A 16,380-nucleotide genomic window follows, 5' to 3' on the forward strand; every position below is an offset into this window, starting at 1 on the left:
ACTCGCCTCGATACTGTCTATTATCTGCCTATATCATACTGCCGTTTACTCTTTGTCGCCAGTCGACAGGTTGTAAACATAAGCGGTCAGCAGGTGGATTTTCGCCTCATCGAGGAAGCCCTCATGTTTCGGCATGCGACCACCACGGCCAGCGCTGATAGACTCGATCACCGCACGCTGTGAACCGCCATATAACCAGACCTTATCAGCCAGGTTTGGTGCCCCCAGTGCCTGGTTACCTGTCCCATCAACCGCGTGACAACTGACGCAAAGCTGCTTGAATTTGTCCTGTCCCAGACGGGCGGCCGTTTGATTGACCTTGCGGCCACTCAGGCTGAGGACATATTCAGTCACGTTGAACACACCTTCCTTACCAAGAATCTGTTCCCAGGCCGGCATGGCGCCGTTACGACCGTGGGTAATACTGGCCTTTATCGCTTCAGGGCTACCGCCATACAGCCAGTCTGTGTCGGCTAGGTTCGGGAAGCCACGTGAACCACGGGCATCTGAACCGTGACAGATGGCACAGTAGGTACTGAACAGACGGTGGCCGGTCTTGCGGGCCTCGTCGTTATTACCCAGTGTATCAGCATCCTGTTTCAGGTATTCGGCGTATATGGGGCCATAGGTATCATCGGCCTTTTTCAGTTCAGACTCGTACTGACCTGCCTGTGTCCAGCCCAGCAAACCCTTCCAGCTACCCAGGCCCGGGTATAAAGCCAGGTAAATAGCCGCAAACACCAGGGTGATGATGAACATATTTACCCACCAGCTAGGCATCGGATTGTTCAGTTCAACCAGGGTTTCGTCCCACTTGTGGTCCAAAGGTTTTCCATCCATTGAAGAACCATCTTTGGGTTTTTTGCTCATCCACATGATCAGCACAACCATGCTGAAAAGACCGACCACGACTGGCACAGTGATGAACCATGGCCAGAAATCACTCGTGAAATCAAACATGATGTTTATCTCCAGAATCTTGTTCAAGCTTGTGCATGTCGTCTTCTTCAAAGGCCAACATCGAGGCTTCATGGAAATCTTGGCTACGCTTGCTACTGAATGCCCAGATCACAATCCCAACAAACACGACAAAGGCGACCAGGGTCCATACAGCTTGTATGCTATTCATATATTCCATGGCTTATCTCCCTGCCTTGATAGAAGTTCCAAGGATCTGCAGGTAAGCGATGAGGGCGTCCATTTCGGTCTTGCCTTCAAGCTGCTTTGGCGCATTCTCAATTTCTTCTGGCGTATAGCCGTGCCCCATGATGTTCAGCGTTTCCATTTTCTTGCTGATGCTTTCGGCATCTGCCGGTGCTTCTGTAAGCCATGGGTAGCCTGGCATGATGGAGGCAGGCACCACATCGCGCGGGTTAATCAGGTGCACTCGGTGCCATTCATCACTGTAACGACCACCTACACGGTGCAGGTCAGGACCGGTACGTTTTGATCCCCACAGGAACGGACGGTCATAGACGAACTCGCCTGCCACAGAGTAGTGACCATAACGTTCTGTCTCTGCACGGAACGGACGGATCATCTGTGAGTGGCAGGAGTTACAGGACTCGCGAATATAAATATCGCGGCCGCTAAGCTCGAGTGCGCTATAAGGCTTGAGACCTTCAACAGCTTCGGTTGTGTGTTTCATAAAGAACAGCGGAACGATCTGTACCAGGCCACCCACGCTAATGACGAGGATAACGAGGATGATCATCAGGCCGATGTTCGATTCGACTTTTTCGTGTCCAGTTGTTGACATGATTATTTCCTCAGTGGGCCGCAGCCGGAGCGAGAACAGGGGCGTCATTGACGGCCTTGCCACTCATCACGGTTTTGTAGACGTTGTATGCCATGATCAGCATGCCACTCAGGAACAGGGCACCACCGACGAGGCGAACAATATAGAACGGGTGCATGGCTTCAACACTTTCGATGAAGCTGTAGGTCAGGGTGCCGTCGGCATTTACCGCACGCCACATCAGACCCTGCATCACACCCGATACCCACATGGCAACAATGTAGAAGGCAATACCAACGGTTGCCAGCCAGAAGTGCCATTCAATCAGTTTGATGCTGTGGATGTCACGACCAAACATACGTGGGATCAGGTAGTACATAGCACCGATGGAGATCATGGCTACCCAACCAAGGGCACCGGAGTGCACGTGACCAATCGTCCAGTCGGTGTAGTGGGACAGTGCGTTAACGGTCTTGATCGCCATCATCGGACCTTCGAAGGTGGACATACCGTAGAAGGAGATGGATACGATCAGGAAGCGCAGGATAGGGTCAGTACGTAACTTTTCCCAGGCACCGGAGAGGGTCATGATGCCGTTGATCATACCACCCCAACTCGGAGCCAGCAGAACTAGCGAGAAGACCATACCCAGTGACTGTGTCCAGTCTGGCAGGGCCGTGTAGTGCAGGTGATGCGGTCCGGCCCAGATGTAGGTGAAGATAAGTGCCCAGAAATGGATAACGGACAGACGGTAGGAGTATACCGGGCGGCCAGCCTGCATTGGCACGAAGTAGTACATGATGCCAAGGAAACCTGCGGTGAGGAAGAAGCCCACGGCATTATGACCGTACCACCACTGAATCATCGCATCCTGTACACCGGCATAGGCAGAGTAGGACTTCAGCCCGCTAACAGGCAGTGCGGCACTGTTGAAGATGTGCAGGACGGCGACGGTCAGAATAAAGCCACCAAAGAACCAGTTGGCAACGTAAATGTGTTTAACCTTACGTTTCAGAACCGTACCGAAGAAGACGATGGCGTAGGAGACCCAGACCACGGCGATGAGGATATCAATAGGCCATTCGAGTTCAGCGTATTCCTTCGACTGGGTGAAACCCAGTGGCAGGGAAATGGCGGCTGACAAAATCACTGCTTGCCAGCCCCAGAAGGTGAACGCCGCGAGCTTGTCACTGAACAAACGAGTGTGACATGTGCGCTGCACTGCATAGTATGATGTGGCGAACAGGGCCGAACCACCAAAGGCGAAGATCACGGCATTGGTATGCAGCGGTCTTAAGCGGCTGAAGGTGAGATAAGGGAGATCAAAGTTCAGCGCCGGCCAGGCCAGTTGTGCCGCAATCAGCACCCCTACGCTCATGCCAACAATGCCCCAGATGACAGTCATAATAGCGAACTGTCGTACAACCTTATAGTTGTACATATCTTGTGTAGCAGTCATATGCCTACCTGTCTAAAGTTAACGAAAAGAAAAAGGGTTTAGCCAAAGGGGCTTGGAAATGCGCCAAGGCTACTGGTGAACACTGGACCGATCCCGTAACCCCATAAAATCACGGTTGTGGCCATCACGGCGACCAGCACCACGAGGCCAACACCGAGGACAGCACTGGCGAACAGGAAGCCCTGTTCCTTGGTGACCTTCATCATGGTTGGCAGACCGGTATACAGCAGGTAAATGCTGTAGGCGAGTGCCGGCATGCCGACAATCATGTTCAGCCACAGAACCGGATAGAGTGCCATCAGGCCTATGAGAAACATCGGTGTGGCAGAGAAGGCGGCGAGGGCTATGCCCTGTGGCAATTCCTGTTCGGTGCCGTAGGTCTTGCCCATCCAGTGGATCATCCAGCCGATAGAAAAGACCGCCACGAGCATGGTGACGTAGGTGGCAATTGCGATCATCAGGGCGCTTTCGACGGTCAGCATTTTGACTTCGCTGGTACCAATCTGCCAACCGATCTGGGTGGTGCCGATAAAGCCGGAAATGGCCGGGATCGCGGCAAGGAAAAGAACATGTGAACAGTAGCACTTACCCACGGAACAACGCTCTTTACGAATATCTTCCCATTCCTGGGCAGGGTGTGCGAATAACCCCCACACGTGTGATAAAAACATTTGCGGCCCTCACCTTATTTTTGATTTAAAAAACAACCAGTCTGCAGTCTGGTTGCCGGACAAAATACTATTTGTAAACCATGGATTAACCCTGTAACCCTTGGATTAACCTAGTAATTAAGTAAATTATAATATATTAAATTATAATCCATTGCTTGGTATGATGCGAGTCTAATGATGCATCCATCGACCCGCCTTGATCTGGATCAAAGTGATAAACGGCCGACACCACAACAGATTTTGCTACTCTGCACAGTATCGGTGCCATTGTATAGGTCTTAGTGCCTGGAATTAAATAGCGAATATAGTAAGGAAATGGGTCCTCAAACCGTGTCAGAATTCAACGCAACACAATGTTTTCACTGTGGTTTACCGGTTCCCAAAGGGGCTGAGTTCACGCTGCTGATCGATGGCAAGGTCCGGCCTATGTGCTGTAAGGGTTGCGAGGCCGTGGCCAAGGCGATTATCGAGGGTGGCATGGGTGATTATTACAAGTTTCGCACCGAAAATGCGCCAACGGGTCGCGAACTGGTGCCGGACTTCCTGCAACAGGTCGCGATCTACGATAACGAGACGGTGCAGGGTAGCTTTGTCCGTCGCGACACAGCCACGGGGACAGACGAACGCGAGGCGGACCTGATCCTTGAAGGCATTACCTGTGCCGCCTGCATCTGGCTCAACGAGCGGCACCTGGCTGCCTTGCCCGGGGTCCTGGAAGTGGCCATCAACTACACTACCCATCGGGCACGCGTGAAATGGGACAACGGCCGGATCCGGCTTAGCGAGATACTCGAGGCGGTTAGCCGGATCGGCTACCTGGCTCACCCCTACGACCCGAACCGCCAGCAACTACTCCTGGAACAGGAACGACGCCTGCATATTCGCCGACTCGGCCTGGCTGGTGTGCTCGGCATGCAGGTTATGATGATCGCCGTGGCCCTGTACCTGGGGGCCTTTTCCGGTATCGAGGAACATTTCCGGCAGTTTTTCCACTGGCTCAGTCTGGGCCTGACCCTGCCGGTGATCCTGTACTCCGCGCAGCCGTTTTTCCGCACCGCCTGGCGCGACCTGCAACGTCTACAGGCCGGTATGGATGTGCCGGTTTCGCTAGGCATGTCGCTGGCCTTTGCCGGTAGCGTCTATGCGACCTTCACCGGTCATGGCGAGGTCTATTACGATTCGGTATGCATGTTCGTCTTCTTCCTGCTCACCGGGCGTTACTTCGAACTGGTCGCGCGTAAGCGCGCCGCCGAGGCCTCGGAGTCATTGGTACACAGCGTACCGGCGATGGCGACCCGGCTCGGGGACGATAATGAGGAGTGCCTGGTGGCCGTGGCTGAACTTGAAGTTGGTGATCGGGTGCGGGTGCGACCCGGTGAAACCGTGCCTGCCGACGGGCTGATTATTGATGGGCAGTCGAGCATCGATGAGTCCCTGCTGACCGGTGAGAGCCTGCCGGTGAAACGTGGCAGAGAAGAACATGTTATTGGTGGGGCGATTAATATTGAAAGCCCCTTGCTGATCCGCATCGAGCAGGTCGGCCAGGATACGGTCTTGTCCGGTATTCTACGCCTGCTGGATCGGGCGCAGACCGAAAAGCCACGTATTACCCAACTGGCTGATCGCACCGCGGCCTGGTTTGTACTCGTGGTATTGATGCTTGCGGGCAGCGTGGCCGTCTACTGGTGGCAGGCCGACCCGGCGCATTGGTTACCGATCACCCTGTCAGTGCTGGTGGTAACCTGTCCCTGCGCCTTATCCCTGGCTACACCGACGGCGGTGACGGCGGCCACCGGCAAGTTGATCCGTAGCGGCTTATTGGCCACACGTGGTCATGCCCTGGAAACCCTGGCGCGTGCCACGCACATCGTTTTTGATAAAACCGGCACCCTGACGTATGGCCGGCTAAACCTCATCGATAGTGTTGTGGCTGATGGGCATGATGAGCAGGGGTATTTGGCGATTGCCGCCGCCCTGGAAACCGGTTCGGAACACCCGATTGCCCGTGCCATACGTCGAGCGGCCGGTGATGGCAAACGACAGGCAAGCGATATACAGAATACCCCGGGCGCCGGTTTGACGGGCGATATCGATGGCCAGACATATTGGTTGGGAACGCCTCTGTTTATAGAGACAGAAACCGCTCAGAAGTGTAATGCCGAGGCATTACAGCGGTTAAGGGTCAGTGGTAATACAGTGATTGCGCTGGGGAGCCGAAAATCGGTTTTGGCCCTGTTCGCCTTCGGTGATGAATTGCGTAATGATGCCGCTGAGGCCGTGGCCGACCTGAAGGCGGCAGGAAAACAGGTGGTGTTATTAAGTGGTGATCACCTCGCCGTGGCACAACATGTCGCCGGAAAAATTGGTATTGACGAGGTCTATGGTGACCTGTTGCCGGAAGACAAACTGGAGCAGGTAAGTCGTTTGCAGAAACAAGGGGCCGTCGTCGCGATGGTCGGGGACGGCATTAATGATGCCCCCGTGCTGGCGGCCGCACAGGTCTCGATTGCCATGGGGGGGGGTACCCAGCTGGCTGCAGCCAGTGCGGACATGTTGTTATTGTCGGATCGTCTCACAGGCCTGCCTGAAGGGCTGCGCATGGCGCAGCGCATGTTATGGGTGATTCGACAGAATTTATTTTGGGCGATCGCATATAATCTACTGGCTTTACCTGCTGCCGCGGCCGGCTACATTGCACCGTGGATGGCGGCACTGGGGATGTCGGCCAGCTCACTCATTGTTGTGGGTAATGCCTTGCGCCTGCTGCGAAACCAAAGGAACTAGAATGGAAGTTTTATATTTATTGATCCCCGTCGCAATGTTGCTCGTGGCAGCGATCGTTGCAGTGTTTTTTTGGGCGGTGCGCTCAGGTCAGTTTGATGATCTTGAAGGACCCGCACACCGAATCATCATGGACGATGACAAACCCAAAAACGACAAGTAGTTAATATTATTAGAATAGGCGAGATACATATAAAAAAATTCCATCGCATGGCAAAGGTTTTGTGTAAGTTTTTTACTTGTGATTTATTTTTATAAGACCATAATGAAGTCAGGTATCCAAATGGGCTAAGCATTACCCTAGGGTACTTACACAATGTATATTTCAGTTCAATCGAAGCTAAGGAGGGCTTTCATCATGACTGCCAAGCTCACTACCGTTGATCATATTTATCCAACCACCAACACATCGTATCAGCATATGGAATATCATCTTGAAGAGGATACGCAAGCCCTCTGGTGCTATATGACCCCAAAGCCCCGGCCGTGTTTCTCAGACGCTTTACTTGATGACATGGTAAGTGTGCAGAAGATGATCGAAAATAAATGCGACCCGGCTTTCACCCCGGCCAACGAACACTTGCATTATGTGGTGCTGGGTTCAAAAACACCGGGGGTATTCAGCCTGGGCGGTGACCTGGAGTTGTTTGCCAGGCTGATTGAGGCCGGTGACAGGGAGGCCCTACGTACCTATGCCATCAAGAGTATCGAGGTCCTTTATCATCACTCGGTAAATTATAATCGTCCCATGACCACCATTGCTCTTTTGGAAGGGGATGCCATTGGTGCCGGTTTTGAAACTGCGCTGGCCTGTGATGTGATCGTCGCGGAACGCCATGTAAAAATGGGCTTCCCCGAGGTGCTGTTTAACCTGTTCCCGGGCATGGGGGCATACAGTTTTCTTGCCAGACGACTCGACCCGGCGAAAATTGAGAAAATGATCCTGACTGGCACCATCTATAGTGCAGAAGAGATGTATGAAATGGGACTGGTCGATATTCTTGTTGATGAAGGCGAGGGGGAGGCAGCCGTGCGTCAATATATCAGGAAGGCGAAACGCTCACGCAATGCACGTGAGGCCGTTTACCGGGTCAGGCATCGTGTCAATCCGGTGACCTTTCAGGAGTTAGCCGATATTGTCGAGATATGGGTTGATGCGGCTATGCAACTCGAGGCCATCAACCTGCGTACCATGCAGCGTCTGATTCGCGCGCAGGAAAAGAAAATCGCGTCAGACAGTGAAATGACTGATGGACAAGCGGTGGTCGGCGTTGGCTAGTCTGCCTGTTAAGAAGGTCTGCGGCTACGCCGATCGTGGTAATGGGCCAGGGCAGTAAGGGTTTTTCTATAGCAGTCCCTGAACTCGGGTATTAACCCGGGTTTCAGGGTGTGTAGTTGCTGTTCATCCAGTTGCAGAAATCTATCGCAGGTATCATGAATCATCATGGCACCGAGGTTACCGGAGCAACCCTTGAGCGAGTGCAGGTGACGCCTTAATTCATCATTATTACCGTCATCGACACAGGTCTGCATTTTATCGAGTATATCGCTGGTATCAGTCATGAAGCTGTCGGTCAGTTCGGCCAGCAACTGTGTATCGGCACCGATCTGCTCGAGTTCGATCAGCGCCTGGAATTCTGGTTTTTGTTGTGGTCTGGTGGAGGCGGTTTCTTCATTATGTTGTGGTTGTAGAGTGTCATAACCCTCAGCAGGCGCAAAAATGCCCTCAATCGTATGGAGTAACTTTTCACTGTCGATAGGTTTGGTGAGATAGGCGTCGACCCTGGCCTCGGCACATTCCTGCTTGGCCTCGGTGGTGGCATTCGCAGTGAGAATAATGACGGGGATGCCGGGCTCACCGCGATGCAGATAGCGATAGGTTTTTACGGTATCAATGCCGCCTAATACAGGCATTTGCATATCCAGTATCATCAGGTCATAGGTTTTATCTTCCAGGGCATCAAGTGCCTGTTCTCCATTGGTGACGATCTCGGTACGGTGACCGGCACTTTGCAGGATCTTGTCAAGCACCTTCTGGTTAATACGGTTATCTTCGGCTACAAGTATATTCAGCCGCATACCTTTATTAAGGTGCTTGGCATATTGCTCGGCCAGCCGTGTCGCTGATTGTTCCTGTTGTTCATCTGCCTGGGTGGCATGCAGGGCATTGAACAACAGGGTCTTGTCCAGTGGTAGATCCAGCACGGAACTGTAACTGTTTGTCAGATGCTGTAATACATCTTCCTGCCGCTTGCCTTGTAACAAAATCAACTCGATATGGCCGACGGAGGTTTCGGCCCGGATGGCCTGGGCAAACTGTGTAATGTCCAGGTCGAAGCTGTCGCGGTCGACCATGACGACATTGTAGGGCTTATCGCTGTGCTGGTTACCAATAAGACTGGCAAAAGCCTGCGCGGCGCTGGCTACGCTATGATGCACCACGCCCCACGTATCCAGATATTTACCCGTTATATGTTGCAGGGGCTTATTTGCCGAGACGAGTAGTACCTTGTTCTGGTTGATACCGAGACGTCCGGCATCCATGTTGCCGATGAGTTTTCTCTCAAACGGCAACTCGAACCAGAAGGTGCTGCCTTTGCCTTCCTCGCTGATTAGGCCGATTTGTCCGCCCATGAGCTCAACAATTTGTTTTGATATGCTTGTGCCCAGCCCGGTACCACCAAAGCGGCGGGTGGTGGATTCATCGGCCTGGGTGAAGGAGTCAAAGATGGCTTGCTGGGCCTTTTCGCTAATGCCAATACCGGTATCATAAACCTCAAAACGTAGCAGGCTATGCTGGTCTTCATCATGAACATGACTGATACGGATTCCAACTTCGCCCCTATGTGTGAACTTGATAGCGTTGCCAAGCAGGTTGATGAGTACCTGCCGCAGATGAAGGGGATCACCATAGAGCAAAAAGGGTGTCTCTGGCGTTATCTGGTAATGAATCTCAAGATGTTTGCCATAGGCCTGTGGTGCCAGCATAGTGATAATGTTTTTCGTTACGGAGTACAGGTCAAATTCGATATTTTCCACGGTGAATTTGCCGGCCTCGATCTTGGAGATATCCAGAATACCTTCAATCAGCGAGAGCAGGGTACGTGCCGAGGCATGGATGGTCTGGGTATAGTCTTTTTGTTCTGCGTTCAGGTCTGTAGTGATTAGCAGATCACTCATGCCGACCACGCCATTCAGTGGCGTGCGTAATTCGTGGGACATATTGGCGAGGAAGCGGCTCTTGGCACGGTTGGCCTCGTTGGCCTGTTCAATGGCGCGGGTCAATTTGCTTAGCAGACTGTAGACAAAGGCAGGCAAGATCAGGATACATATCAATAAGCCATAACCAAGAATCGGCTGCTCATACCAGAAGGCCGTAGTTTCAATCACTATTATAAAACTTAGTCCGGTGATAGCGGTGGCGGCGAGCAGGTAACGTTGGCCATAACGAATACCGTAACCAAAGACTGACCAGAGCAGGAGAATATACAAGACCGGGCCACTGTCACCGATTAGCGTCATAAGAAAGGCGATTGAGCCTATGTCAATGAGCATGCACAGGCCGATACGTGTTACCGAATATGCCGGGTGCAGCAGGATCGAGCCAATGATAACGATGGAATAAACATTGAACATCCCCATCTTAATCAGCGTTGTCTGATGGTAGGCGGTCAGGTTATCGGCAAGCAGGCTATTGTAGGCGAGGTAGGCAAAGACTAGCAGGCCGAGCCCTATTCTTATCAAGGCCTGTTCCAACTCTGTGGAGGGGTGTTGTTGTAGCCACCGTCGCAAGGAAAAAGCTCTTCGTCTCTTCGGTGTTGGATTGTCGGTATTGCCCTGGGTCATTCCCTAACCTCTAAGTGTCTGGACGCTATGGTTTATTGATTGTAGACAGACAATCTTGATTTGTCCCGCCAATTCTAAATTGTATGCTATATTTCCCACATTCGGCGTAGTGAAACATTATGGTGTTTCCCTGTAGAATTTGGGTATATTGGGCCGATAGCACGATAAATGGAAGAGGTAGTCATGAACGAAGAAAAAGGCTCATTTTTTTATAGCCTGAAGAGCGTATTCTGGGCCATGCTCGGGGTGCGCGCCAACAAGGGCTATGACGAGGATGTGAAAAAGCTCACACCACGCCAGGCCATCATTGCCGGCTTGATCGGCACCGCCGCCTTTATTACTACGCTGATCCTCGTGGTTCGCTTCGTAATTAGTCAGGCAGCGGGCTAGGCAACCGCGTTTTACTGACTACATCGCGGCAATACGTTTCTTTTCTTCCTGCAGGCGCTGCAGCGCAGACTCCAGTTCCGCCACACGTTCACGTTCCTTGTTGACCACGGCCTCGGGGGCCTTGTCGACATAACCCTGGTTAGAGAGTTTTTTCTGCCGCATCGCCAGTTCTTTTTCAGTTTTAAGCAGTTCCTTGTCGAGACGTTGCAGCTCTGCCTCTTTATCGATAAGCCCGGCCAACGGGATATGCAACATGCCGTTACTACCGACGAGTGCACTGGCAGACTCCGGTAATGTTGCCTCCGCACCGACAAAGTCGAGCGACGCCATGCGACTGATCGCCAAGCTGCAATGCGCGGTTTCTTCGAGTACGGTACGTTCGGCCACACTGAGATTCTGCACTGTGACCGGCAGCGGCTTGCCCGGGGCGATGTTCATTTCGCTGCGGATGCGACGCACACCACGATTTAGCTGCATGACCAGTTCGGTCTCGGCAATCGCCTGCTCATCTATCTTACTGTTGTCACTAACCGGGTAGGGTTGCAGCATGATGGTCTCACCCGTTTGTCCAGCCAACGGGGCAAGGCGCTGCCAGATCTCTTCCGTTATATAAGGTATGAGCGGGTGGGCCAGGCGCAACAGGGTCTCCAGTACACGTACCAGGGTGCGGCGGGTGCCGCGCTGGGCAGCCTCGCTGCTGTCCTCACTTTGTAGTACCGGCTTGGAGAGTTCCAGGTACCAGTCGCAGTACTCGTTCCAGGTAAAGTCGTAAATCGCCTGAGCGGCATGGTCGAGGCGGTAGTGCTCGATGGCATCGATGACCTCGGTCTCGACCTGTTGCAGGCGCGAGATGATCCAGCGGTCAAAACGATTCAGTTCCACCTCATCGTTATCGATACCGGTATCCTGACCCTCGGTATTCATAAGCACGTAGCGGGCGGCATTCCATAGCTTGTTACAGAAGTTACGGTAGCCGGCGACACGGTTCATATCGAACTTGATATCGCGTCCGGTCGAGGCCTGCGCGGCAAAGGTAAAGCGCAGTGCATCGGTACCGAAGGCCTGGATACCCTCAGCGAATTCCTTGCGCGTGGCCTTTTCGATTTTTTTCGCCATCTTCGGTTGCATCAGGCCGGTGGTGCGTTTGGCGACGAGGTCTTCGAGCTCGATGCCATCAATCAGATCGAGCGGGTCGAGTACGTTGCCCTTGGACTTCGACATCTTCTGGCCCTGTGAGTCACGCACCAGACCGTGGATGTAGACTTCCTTGAAGGGCACATCGCCCATGAACTTGAGGCCCATCATGATCATGCGGGCGACCCAGAAAAAGATGATGTCAAAACCGGTGACCAGCACGTTAGTCGGGTAATAGGCCTTTAATGCCTCGGTCTGCTGCGGCCAACCGAGCGTCGCAAACGGCCACAGCGCAGAGGAGAACCAGGTATCGAGGACGTCTTCATCCTGGCGCAGGGCAACCTTGTCACCGAGGCCATGTTTCTCGCGCACTTCCTGTTCGGAGCGGCCGACATAGATATCGCCCTTATCGTCATACCAGGCCGGGATGCGATGGCCCCACCATATCTGGCGACTGATACACCAGTCATCGATGTTGCGCATCCATTCGAAATAGGTGTTCTTCCAGTTATCCGGGACGAACTTGATATCACCATCCTCGACGGCCTTGATGGCCGGTGCGGCGAGCGGTGCGACTTTCACATACCACTGGTCGGTGAGAAATGGCTCGATGACCGCACCGGAGCGGTCACCGCGCGGCACCATGAGTTTGTGGTCGTCGGTCTTCTCCAGCAGGTCCTGGGCGCCGAGTTCTTCGATGATCAGTTTACGTGCTTCGTAGCGGTCGAGGTCGTGAAAATCAGCCGGCACCAGTTCACCGTTATCGTCATCGGCACCGATAATGCGGGCATCGATGGTGAAGATGTTGATGAGTCCGCCGTTCGGCAGGGCGGCAATGGCCGACTCGTCGCGGTGGCCTTGCCATACGCCATAGTCGTTAAAATCGTGGGCCGGGGTGATCTTCACACAACCGGTACCGAACGCCGGGTCCACGTAGTCATCGGCGATGATCGGGATCTTGCGGCCGGTCAGAGGTAGTTCCACCATCTGTCCGACGAGATGCTGATAGCGTTCGTCACCCGGGTGTACTGCGATGGCAGCATCGCCGAGCATGGTCTCGGGTCGTGTGGTGGCGACGATGACGTGACCGTTACCATCGGCCAGCGGATAACGCATGTGCCAGAGGTAACCGTTTTCCTCCTGCGAGATCACCTCGAGATCGGAAACCGCGGTATGCAGAACCGGGTCCCAGTTAACGAGGCGCTTGCCACGGTAGATGAGGCCCTCTTCATGCAGGCGCACAAAGACCTCGGACACAGCGGTGGAAAGTTCCGGATCCATGGTGAAGCGTTCACGCGACCAGTCAATCGAGGCCCCCATGCGACGCAACTGGCGGGTGATGTTGCCACCGGACTCTGCCTTCCATTCCCAGACCTGCTTGATGAATTCCTCGCGGCCAAGGTCGTGGCGGGTTTTACCTTCAGCGGCCAGTTGGCGCTCGACGACCATCTGCGTGGCGATGCCGGCATGGTCGGTACCTGCCTGCCAAAGGCTGTTATCGCCACGCATGCGGTGAAAGCGAACGAGGGTATCCATGACGGTGTTATTAAAGCCATGGCCCATGTGCAGGCTGCCGGTGACATTCGGCGGTGGGATCATAATGCAGTAAGTCTTGGCCCCGGCGGCGGCACCGCTTCCGGCGGCGAAATAGCCTCTGGATTCCCAGGTGTCGTACCAGCGTTGTTCAATGGCGTTGGGTTGGTAGGTCTTGTCCATTTCGTGATCGTTTCGTTGTCTAGGTTTAAGGCGCGGCGCGCCACAAGCGGGGCATTATACCTAAAATTCCGCTCAATACGGCCCCATATGGAACGGCATCACAGGTTTAATCAGGATTTTTCTGGCGCAGTTCACGCAGAAAGCGTTGCAGGCTGTTTTCTTCCGGTAGGGGCTGTCCGGACTCGAGTTGTTGACGGGCCTCGGCCATGATGCCATCGACAATCCCATTCAGTTCGTCGCGAAGCTGTTTGAGCAGGGGCTCGGCTTCACCCCTGAGGCGGGGGTCATCCGCCAGGCCGTTGAAGATAATGTCATCCAGTATGGGGATATCGATGTCATCGCTGTTATCGACCTCTGCCTGGAGCGGGGAGGGGGCCTCGCCATTATCGGGGTATAGGGGGTCGTCGTATTGCTCGGCGGGCAGGTCGGCAAAGGGCTCTACTGCCTGCGTCAGGGAAGTATCGTCATCCGGTTTTTCCGCGGGGGCGGCGAAGTGGTTTTGCTCGAGCAGGTGTTGCAAGGAGTTGAGAACCTGCTCCAATGACTCTTCGGTGGCGGTGTGGCCGACGGGTATGGGTTCATCTTGCCGGGACATGCTGATTAACTTCCCAGTTCGTGGGTTTCGAGGGCATAACCACGGTCACGGTAAAACTTGAAACGCTGACGCGCCGCCTGCCGTTCGCTATCCATACCGCTGACAATCTCGGCGACACGTTCAAAGCGGCTGAAGGTCTCGGGGATGACATTGGCGAGATTGATCATGACATCGTGCGCGGCCTCTTCCCGGTGTTGTGTGCCAATTAACACCGGGTAGGTGTCCGCGTCATCGGCATCACTGCGGGCGTGTGGCAGGAAGCTGCCTGCGCGAAAGGTCCACAACAGGTCATCAAGTTGTTGGGTCTGTTCCGGTTGATCGGAATAGATAAACACATGATGACCGAGTTGACAGGCCTTTTCCGTCAGACGACAGGCCGTTAGCAATCGTTGTTGCTCATTACTGGCCTGAGTCAGATAAAAATCCACACGTGTCATGAGTGCCGCTTACTTCACCTTGTCGAGCAGGTACTGCGTCAGCAGCGGTACCGGGCGACCGGTAGCGCCTTTTTCGTCACCGTGCTTCCATGCGGTGCCGGCGATGTCGAGGTGCGCCCAGTGCATTTTTTTCGCAAAGCGCGAGAGGAAACAAGCAGCGGTAATGGCTCCGGCTTCGCGACCGCCAATATTGGCCATGTCGGCAAAGTTACTTTTCAGTTGTTCCTGGTACTCTTCCCATAACGGTAATTCCCAGGCACGGTCACCACTGCTCTTACCAGCACTGAGCAAGTCATTGTTCAGGCCACGGTGGTTACCGAGTAGGCCGGTGGCTTGACTACCCAGGGCGACGACACAGGCACCGGTCAGCGTGGCGATGTCGACCACGGTTTCCGGGCTGAAGCGTTCGCTATAGGTCAGGGCATCGCAGAGGATGAGACGGCCCTCGGCGTCGGTGTTCAGTACCTCGATGGTTTGTCCGGACATACTGGTGACGATATCACCGGGTTTGTTGGCCAGACCATCCGGCATGTTTTCACATGATGGCACGATGCCGATGACGTTCAGGGGCAGTTGCAGTTCGGTTACTGTATGCATCAGGCCAATAACGCTGGCTGCCCCACACATATCGAATTTCATCTCGTCCATGGCGGCGGAGGGCTTGATGGAGATACCTCCTGAATCAAAGGTGATGCCCTTACCGATGAAGACATAAGGTTTGCTATCGTTATCAGCACCACGGTATTCCATGCAGATCAGTTTCGGCGGCTGGCGGCTGCCCTTGGCGACGGAGAGCAGGGAACCCATGCCGAGCGTTTCCATGTCGCTTTGCTCAAGCACCTTAACCTTAAGTTTGTTTGCGGATTTGCCGAGTTCAGTAGCCTGTTCGGCGAGGTAGGTCGGGGTACAGATGTTAGCCGGCAGATTACCGAGGCGGCGGGCAACGGCAACCCCCGTGGCGATGGCGGCGCCATCCTTCAGTGCCTGTTCGGCTGCGGACAGGTCGCGCCGGCTGGGCACCGAGAAGACCATCTTGCGTAGCGGACGGCGTGCCTTGTCTTTTTCGGTCTTGAGTTCATCAAAGACATAGAGTGCCGCCTCAGTGGTTTCCACGGCCTGGCGTACTTTCCAGTAGACATCGTGACCCTTCACTGGGAGTTCCGGCAGGAAGTTCACGGTATCCATGGCACCGTTTTCATTCACGGTCATGGCGGCTGTGGCCAGGGCCTTACGGTAGGCAACCTCGTTGAAATCGCGTTCCTTGCCACAGCCGATCAGCAGTACACGATCACAGAGGGTATTCGGGACGTTGTGCAGCAGCAGGGTTTGATCGGGCTTGCCCTCAATATCGCCGCGGCGGATGATATTGGACAGGTAGGCTTCACTGACCGCATCGAGTTGCTCGGCAGCGGCGGACAGGCGGCGCGGCTCGAAAACACCGACAATAATACATGCACTGCGTTGTTTTTCAGGATGGCCACTTTTTATACTGAAATCCATGTTTTCTCCTACTGAATCTGGGGCGTAATGTGTGTAAGATGGCACACATCTTACTATAACTACAAGCTGGGCCATTTTGCTAAGGTTTTGTTATTTAGTCAAAAGCGCCCAGA

Annotated in this window: 14 protein-coding genes; 4 read left to right on the forward strand and 10 right to left on the reverse strand. The window is 53.9% G+C overall.

Annotated elements, in window-relative coordinates:
• Nucleotides 1–45: 45 nt before the first annotated feature.
• Genes ccoP through EL386_RS04930 form a run of 5 tightly spaced genes read right to left on the reverse strand, consistent with a single transcriptional unit; the run spans nucleotide 46 to nucleotide 3,868 of the window.
• On the reverse strand, nucleotides 46–960 hold the full coding sequence (gene ccoP / locus EL386_RS04910) for a cytochrome-c oxidase, cbb3-type subunit III (RefSeq protein ID WP_126453993.1): 915 nt from the start codon (nucleotides 958–960) through the stop codon (nucleotides 46–48).
• Nucleotides 953–1,129 carry a cbb3-type cytochrome oxidase subunit 3 gene (locus EL386_RS04915; RefSeq protein ID WP_172597622.1) on the reverse strand — a complete coding sequence of 59 codons (177 nt, stop codon included), beginning with the start codon at nucleotides 1,127–1,129 and terminating at the stop codon, nucleotides 953–955. Before EL386_RS04915 ends, ccoP begins: the two co-directional genes overlap by 8 nt.
• A gap of 12 nt (nucleotides 1,130–1,141) precedes the next feature.
• Nucleotides 1,142–1,759: a cytochrome-c oxidase, cbb3-type subunit II gene (gene ccoO / locus EL386_RS04920; protein ID WP_126453997.1), complete on the reverse strand. Its 618-nt coding sequence runs from the start codon at nucleotides 1,757–1,759 to the stop codon at nucleotides 1,142–1,144.
• A 10-nt stretch (nucleotides 1,760–1,769) separates the two neighbouring features.
• Nucleotides 1,770–3,197, reverse strand: coding sequence for a cytochrome-c oxidase, cbb3-type subunit I (ccoN, locus tag EL386_RS04925; protein WP_126453999.1), 1,428 nt, complete (start codon nucleotides 3,195–3,197; stop codon nucleotides 1,770–1,772).
• 38 nt (nucleotides 3,198–3,235) lie between these two features.
• Nucleotides 3,236–3,868, reverse strand: coding sequence for a Yip1 family protein (locus EL386_RS04930; RefSeq protein WP_126454001.1), 633 nt, complete (start codon nucleotides 3,866–3,868; stop codon nucleotides 3,236–3,238).
• 330 nt (nucleotides 3,869–4,198) lie between these two features.
• Between EL386_RS04930 and EL386_RS04935 the strand changes: the two genes are divergently transcribed.
• The 3 genes from EL386_RS04935 (at nucleotide 4,199) to EL386_RS04945 (ending at nucleotide 7,928) form a co-directional block, all read left to right on the forward strand.
• Complete coding sequence (locus EL386_RS04935; RefSeq protein ID WP_232020249.1) at nucleotides 4,199–6,652, forward strand: heavy metal translocating P-type ATPase; 2,454 nt, start codon at nucleotides 4,199–4,201, stop codon at nucleotides 6,650–6,652.
• A 1-nt stretch (nucleotide 6,653) separates the two neighbouring features.
• A complete protein-coding gene (gene ccoS / locus EL386_RS04940; RefSeq protein WP_126454004.1) occupies nucleotides 6,654–6,812 on the forward strand; it encodes a cbb3-type cytochrome oxidase assembly protein CcoS in 159 nt (52 codons plus the stop codon).
• Between the two features lie 195 nt (nucleotides 6,813–7,007).
• Complete coding sequence (locus tag EL386_RS04945; protein WP_172597623.1) at nucleotides 7,008–7,928, forward strand: crotonase/enoyl-CoA hydratase family protein; 921 nt, start codon at nucleotides 7,008–7,010, stop codon at nucleotides 7,926–7,928.
• Nucleotides 7,929–7,936: 8 nt separating this feature from the next.
• On the opposite strand, the gene EL386_RS04950 is transcribed toward EL386_RS04945, so the two are convergent.
• Complete coding sequence (locus EL386_RS04950; RefSeq protein WP_126454008.1) at nucleotides 7,937–10,495, reverse strand: ATP-binding protein; 2,559 nt, start codon at nucleotides 10,493–10,495, stop codon at nucleotides 7,937–7,939.
• Between the two features lie 183 nt (nucleotides 10,496–10,678).
• Here EL386_RS04950 and EL386_RS04955 point away from each other — a divergent pair, with 183 nt between their 5' ends.
• Nucleotides 10,679–10,885 carry a DUF2970 domain-containing protein gene (locus tag EL386_RS04955; protein WP_197722151.1) on the forward strand — a complete coding sequence of 69 codons (207 nt, stop codon included), beginning with the start codon at nucleotides 10,679–10,681 and terminating at the stop codon, nucleotides 10,883–10,885.
• An 18-nt stretch (nucleotides 10,886–10,903) separates the two neighbouring features.
• On the opposite strand, the gene EL386_RS04960 is transcribed toward EL386_RS04955, so the two are convergent.
• From EL386_RS04960 to EL386_RS04975, 4 genes are all read right to left on the reverse strand, one after another.
• Entirely contained in the window at nucleotides 10,904–13,735 is a 2,832-nt protein-coding gene (locus EL386_RS04960) for a valine--tRNA ligase (RefSeq protein ID WP_126454012.1), read from the reverse strand.
• A 106-nt stretch (nucleotides 13,736–13,841) separates the two neighbouring features.
• Nucleotides 13,842–14,330, reverse strand: a complete 489-nt coding sequence (locus EL386_RS04965; RefSeq protein WP_126454014.1) for a hypothetical protein — start codon at nucleotides 14,328–14,330, stop codon at nucleotides 13,842–13,844.
• Nucleotides 14,331–14,335: 5 nt separating this feature from the next.
• The gene (locus EL386_RS04970) at nucleotides 14,336–14,767 is read right to left on the reverse strand and encodes a DNA polymerase III subunit chi (RefSeq protein ID WP_126454016.1); all 432 of its coding nucleotides are present in this window, start codon (nucleotides 14,765–14,767) and stop codon (nucleotides 14,336–14,338) included.
• Between the two features lie 9 nt (nucleotides 14,768–14,776).
• The gene (locus EL386_RS04975) at nucleotides 14,777–16,267 is read right to left on the reverse strand and encodes a leucyl aminopeptidase (protein WP_126454017.1); all 1,491 of its coding nucleotides are present in this window, start codon (nucleotides 16,265–16,267) and stop codon (nucleotides 14,777–14,779) included.
• Nucleotides 16,268–16,380: the final 113 nt, after the last annotated feature.

Source organism: Sulfuriflexus mobilis, from assembly GCF_003967195.1.
In the GTDB taxonomy this organism is placed as follows: Bacteria; Pseudomonadota; Gammaproteobacteria; order AKS1; family AKS1; genus Sulfuriflexus; species Sulfuriflexus mobilis.

Excerpts from the sequence above, each read along its gene's own strand:
- ccoP (WP_126453993.1), bottom strand. The coding sequence starts at position 960 with ATGTTTGATTTCACGAGTGATTTCTGGCCATGGTTCATCACTGTGCCA.
- EL386_RS04915 (WP_172597622.1), bottom strand. The coding sequence starts at position 1,129 with ATGAATAGCATACAAGCTGTATGGACCCTGGTCGCCTTTGTCGTGTTT.
- ccoO (WP_126453997.1), bottom strand. The coding sequence starts at position 1,759 with ATGTCAACAACTGGACACGAAAAAGTCGAATCGAACATCGGCCTGATG.
- ccoN (WP_126453999.1), bottom strand. The coding sequence starts at position 3,197 with ATGACTGCTACACAAGATATGTACAACTATAAGGTTGTACGACAGTTC.
- EL386_RS04930 (WP_126454001.1), bottom strand. The coding sequence starts at position 3,868 with ATGTTTTTATCACACGTGTGGGGGTTATTCGCACACCCTGCCCAGGAA.
- ccoS (WP_126454004.1), top strand. The coding sequence starts at position 6,654 with ATGGAAGTTTTATATTTATTGATCCCCGTCGCAATGTTGCTCGTGGCA.
- EL386_RS04945 (WP_172597623.1), top strand. The coding sequence starts at position 7,008 with ATGACTGCCAAGCTCACTACCGTTGATCATATTTATCCAACCACCAAC.
- EL386_RS04950 (WP_126454008.1), bottom strand. The coding sequence starts at position 10,495 with ATGACCCAGGGCAATACCGACAATCCAACACCGAAGAGACGAAGAGCT.
- EL386_RS04955 (WP_197722151.1), top strand. The coding sequence starts at position 10,679 with ATGAACGAAGAAAAAGGCTCATTTTTTTATAGCCTGAAGAGCGTATTC.
- EL386_RS04960 (WP_126454012.1), bottom strand. The coding sequence starts at position 13,735 with ATGGACAAGACCTACCAACCCAACGCCATTGAACAACGCTGGTACGAC.
- EL386_RS04965 (WP_126454014.1), bottom strand. The coding sequence starts at position 14,330 with ATGTCCCGGCAAGATGAACCCATACCCGTCGGCCACACCGCCACCGAA.
- EL386_RS04970 (WP_126454016.1), bottom strand. The coding sequence starts at position 14,767 with ATGACACGTGTGGATTTTTATCTGACTCAGGCCAGTAATGAGCAACAA.
- EL386_RS04975 (WP_126454017.1), bottom strand. The coding sequence starts at position 16,267 with ATGGATTTCAGTATAAAAAGTGGCCATCCTGAAAAACAACGCAGTGCA.